Here is a 4,189-nt window from a genome sequence, read left to right as displayed (position 1 = left end):
TCCAAGGGTCGGTCCGCGACGAAGGCGCCGGCTGCAAAGTCCTCGAAGAACAAAAGAAGCGCAATGCCTAACAAGACTGCCAAACCGGCCGCGAAAGCGACCGCTGTCAAGCCTGCTGCCAAGGCTCCCGCTGCCAAGTCCGCCGCGCCGAAGGCCCCTGTTGCTGCTGCCAAGGCTCCTGTCGCTGCCAAGCCGGCCGTGAAGCCGGCGGCTGCTGCGCCGAAGGTCGAGGAAAAGAAGGTCGTGACCCAGCGTCAGGGCTTCAAGGCCAACGAATTCGTCGTCTATCCCGCTCACGGCGTCGGCCAGATCCTGGCCATCGAGGAGCAGGAGATCGCCGGTGCGAAGCTCGAGCTGTTCGTCATCAACTTCATCAAGGACAAGATGACGCTGCGCGTGCCGACCGCCAAGGTCGCCAATGTCGGCATGCGCAAGCTGTCCGAGCCTGCGCTGGTGAAGAAGGCGCTGGAGACCCTCAAGGGCCGCGCCCGCGTCAAGCGCACCATGTGGTCGCGCCGCGCCCAGGAGTACGAAGCGAAGATCAATTCGGGCGACATCGTCGCGATCGCGGAAGTCGTGCGCGACCTCTATCGCTCCGAGTCGCAGCCTGAGCAGTCCTATAGCGAACGCCAGCTCTATGAAGCGGCGCTGGATCGTCTCTCCCGCGAGATCGCGGTGGTGCAGCACTCGACCGAGACCGAAGCGGTCAAGGAGATCGAGGCCCAGCTCGCCAAGAGCCCGCGCCGCAACGCCAAGGCGGAAGCCGCCGAGGGCGAGGCGGATGCTGAGGGCGATGCCGACGATACCGATGGCGACGACACCACCGTCGCCGACGAGGCGGCGTAAGCCTCTCGTTGCGTCGATCGCAACAGATCAAAAGCCCGGCCGTTTGGCCGGGCTTTTTGTTTGTGATGCAACGGCGGTCGAGCCTCGCCCTACGGCGCCGCGCGCGGCTGGGTCCAGATCGCGATCGGCCGCTCGAGCCCGCGGATCGCTTGGGGATCCAGGGCGATCAACGATGCAAATGTCTCGGCTGTGCTGCCGAGCTCTAGCATGGCGCGGCTGACGAGATCGTGGCTTGCCACCAGCGCGCAGTCGAGCGTGCGCGTCAGCGCTTCGAGACGGCTTGCTGCGTTGACGGTCGCGCCGATCACGGCAAATTCCAGACAGGTGTGCCCGATGTCGCCGAGCACCACCGGCCCGTAATGCAGGCCAAAGCTGACGTGCATCGGCGGCTCACCGGATGCCCTTCGCTGCGCGCTCCACCGGTCCGCCGCCGCAATCATGGCCTGGGCACAGCGCAGCGCATTGCTGGCGTCGCGCGTGCCGGCGAACGGCGTGCCGAATGTCGCCATCAATCCGTCACCCAGATATTTGTCCAACGTGCCGTCGTGGCGGAAAACCTCCTGCTCCATCAATCCGTGGAATTCGCGCAACGTCCGCACCACCTCCTCCGGGGTGCGCGCATCGGCAAATGCCGTGAAGCCGACGATATCCACGAACAGCACCGCGACGTCCTGCGTGCGCACCTGCTTCAATGGCTCGTCGTGCTTCGACAATTCCGTCACGACGTTGGGTGAAAAGTAGCGCGCAAGATTGCCGCGTTCCCGTTCCACCGCGGCATGCCGGATCAGCAGATCGTTGCTGCGGCGGACGGCGAGCGCCAGCGTCACGGCGACGATCATGAAGACGACGATTTCCTGGATGCGGATGCCGAATCCGATCGCAGCGGGCGAGATCAGCGCGAACAGCCTGTGATCGCTGCCCACCGCGTCCGCAATGCGGGCGGTCAGTGCGGGATCGCGATCAGGTTGCCACCACACCCATGCGATGCCGATCACCCAGAGCGCTGCGGTCCATGTTCCGACCGCAACCACGGTTCGCCAGGAATAGGCCAGCGTGGCGCCCGAGAGCAGCACGAAGAAGTAGATGAAGTTGCCGAAATGGTACTGCATCGCCACCGGCCAGTGCGTCGTGCCGAAGGGGTTCGGGACGACGATGACGAAGGTGAGCAGCGCCAGGTCGCAGAACAAAAGCGCCAATTCCGACCGCGACACGCCGACCCGCCCAACCCTGACCTGGGCCCAGCCGATCAGTGCGAACAGGCCCAGCAGCGCCACGTAGTAGAGCTGCTCCCATGCCGGGTTGATGGCCGGCAGCAGGCAAGCGATGATGGCAAGCGCGACATAGCGCGCCCGCACGGCCAGTTGCAGGCCCTCCTGCTTGGCGGATGCGAGTGCGGCCTGCGCGAACTGGACAGTTTCGGTCTCGCGCTGGCTGCGCGCGCGTGAAGGCTCGGCAGACGATTCGCTGCGCTCGACGAGCATTGTCACGGGGCGGTCTCCTCGCTTGGGCCGTTGCAGCACGACGACGGCTGTCAGCCGCCGCAACCGATCTTCAGTCTAGTGATGCATGGCCGCGAGGTCATCAGCTCGGGTGAGTGTTTTTCACCCGCGCAGCGAACCGCTCACTTCACCGGCCGCTTCTCGAGCTTCCTCGCCAGCGTGCGCCGATGCATACCCAACCTCCGCGCTGCTTCCGAGATGTTGAAATCCGTCTCGATCAGCGTCTGGTGGATGCGTTCCCATTCCAGCGTCTTGATCGATGTCGGCCGTGCATCGAGCGCGACTTCGGCGTTGCCTTCGGCCCTGTTGAAGGCGGCCTCGATGTCATCGGTGTTGGAGGGTTTTGCCAGATAGTGGCAGGCGCCCAGCTTGATCGCCTCGACGGCGGTGGAGATGCTGGCAAAGCCGGTCAGCACCACGATCAGCATCTCCTCATCGTGGGTGTGCAGCAGCTCGACGCAGGCGAGCCCCGAGGCGCCGCCGAGCTTGAGGTCAACAACGGCGTGGCCGAAGGATCGCTCCTCCAGCACTTTCCGCACCTCCTCGATCGAGCCGGCCAGCACGACCTCGTAGCCGCGGCGCTCGAACGAGCGTTTCAGCGTGCGCGCAAAGCTTTCGTCGTCCTCGACGACGATGAGCGAACGGTCAGGCGTCAAAGCTGCCCCCGATCGCGAGCGTTGCGAGCGGCAGGGTGAGGCGGACGGTGGCGCCGCGCTTCCTGTGGTTCTCGGCGGTCACGCTGCCCCCTAACTTGCGCACCACGTTGACCACCAGGAACAGGCCGAGCCCGCCGCCGGCGCGGCCCTTGCTGGAGTGATAGGGCTTGCCGAGCTGCGCCAGCATCTCCGGCGCAAAGCCGGGACCGCGGTCGCTGATCGACAGCACGAGATTGTCGCCCTCGCGCTCCGCCAGCAGTTCCACCCATTCGCGCGAGACCTCATAGGCGTTGTCGAGCACGTTGAAGATCACCTGTTTCAGCGCCACGTCGGAGACGATCGCGATGTCTTCGCCGAACGTGTTGACGAAGTAGAGCGTGCGCGCCGAACGGGCGTTGCGCCACTCATCGACCAGTGCGGTCACGAAGGCCGTCACCGTCGTCGGCGAGGACCCTTCGCCGCGCGCTTCGCCCGCCGACACCAGGATGCCCGTGACGATCGACTTGCAGCGTTGCAGCGAGGTCTCCATCTCCGCGAGATCCTCGGCGAGCTCCTGATCGGCGGCGAGATCCGGCATGCGGCGCCAGTCGCTGAGGATCACCGAGAGCGAGGCGAGCGGGGTGCCGAGCTCGTGCGCCGCGCCCGATGCCAGCAGGCCCATGCGGACGATATGGTCCTGCTCGGCCGCATGCTGGCGCAGCGCCGCCAGATGCGCGTCGCGCTCGCGCAGGTTCCTGTTGATGCGGGTGACGAACACGACCAGCAGCACGGCATTGAGCACGAAGCCCAGGAGCATGCCTGTTACCGTGAGGCTGTAGGTCTCGCTGATCGGGTTCGGTGGCAGGTCGAGCGGCCGGTACGCCAGCGTCAGCCAAACGAAGCTGGCGCAGGTCAGCGCCACCAGCGACCAGGTCGAGCGCGCATCGAGCAGCACGGCGCCCAGCGTCACCTGGAGCAGGAATAGCGAGGTGAACGGATTGGTGGCGCCGCCACTGAGATAGAGCTGCGCGGTCAGTGCCGCGACGTCGAGCATCAAGGCGACCAGCAGCTCGTTGTTGGAGATCGCGGCACGATGGCGCACCCAGACCAGGCTCGAGACGTTGAGCAGCACCAGCGCGCCGATCACCGCGCCCATCCGCTCCAGCGGCAGGGGAATGCCGAGCCAGAAATGCACGCCGCCGATGGTCA

4 protein-coding genes are annotated in these 4,189 nt (G+C 65.7%); 1 reads left to right on the top strand and 3 read right to left on the bottom strand.

All coding sequences use genetic code 11. The annotated features are described in order from the left end of the window. Window positions 1-63 precede the first annotated feature (63 nt). Window positions 64-846, top strand: a complete 783-nt coding sequence (locus AC1D00_RS29845; RefSeq protein ID WP_167770832.1) for a CarD family transcriptional regulator — start codon at window positions 64-66, stop codon at window positions 844-846. Window positions 847-935: 89 nt separating this feature from the next. On the opposite strand, the gene AC1D00_RS29840 is transcribed toward AC1D00_RS29845, so the two are convergent. The 3 genes from AC1D00_RS29840 to AC1D00_RS29830 all read right to left on the bottom strand — a co-directional run. Beyond that, window positions 936-2,327 carry an adenylate/guanylate cyclase domain-containing protein gene (locus AC1D00_RS29840; protein ID WP_477013141.1) on the bottom strand — a complete coding sequence of 464 codons (1,392 nt, stop codon included), beginning with the start codon at window positions 2,325-2,327 and terminating at the stop codon, window positions 936-938. A gap of 140 nt (window positions 2,328-2,467) precedes the next feature. Beyond that, window positions 2,468-3,001, bottom strand: a complete 534-nt coding sequence (locus AC1D00_RS29835) for a response regulator transcription factor (RefSeq protein ID WP_135174873.1) — start codon at window positions 2,999-3,001, stop codon at window positions 2,468-2,470. Further along, a partial coding sequence (locus AC1D00_RS29830) for an ATP-binding protein (RefSeq protein WP_477013140.1) occupies window positions 2,991-4,189 on the bottom strand: 1,199 nt, incomplete at its 5' end. The genes AC1D00_RS29835 and AC1D00_RS29830, both read right to left, overlap by 11 nt.

The sequence above is a fragment of the Bradyrhizobium sp. P2_E8 genome (assembly GCF_056403875.1).
The sequence above is the reverse complement of the archived record's forward strand: the minus strand, read 5'-3'. Positions and strand labels throughout refer to the sequence as shown.

Excerpts from the sequence above, each read along its gene's own strand:
- AC1D00_RS29845 (WP_167770832.1), top strand. The coding sequence starts at position 64 with ATGCCTAACAAGACTGCCAAACCGGCCGCGAAAGCGACCGCTGTCAAG.
- AC1D00_RS29840 (WP_477013141.1), bottom strand. The coding sequence starts at position 2,327 with ATGCTCGTCGAGCGCAGCGAATCGTCTGCCGAGCCTTCACGCGCGCGC.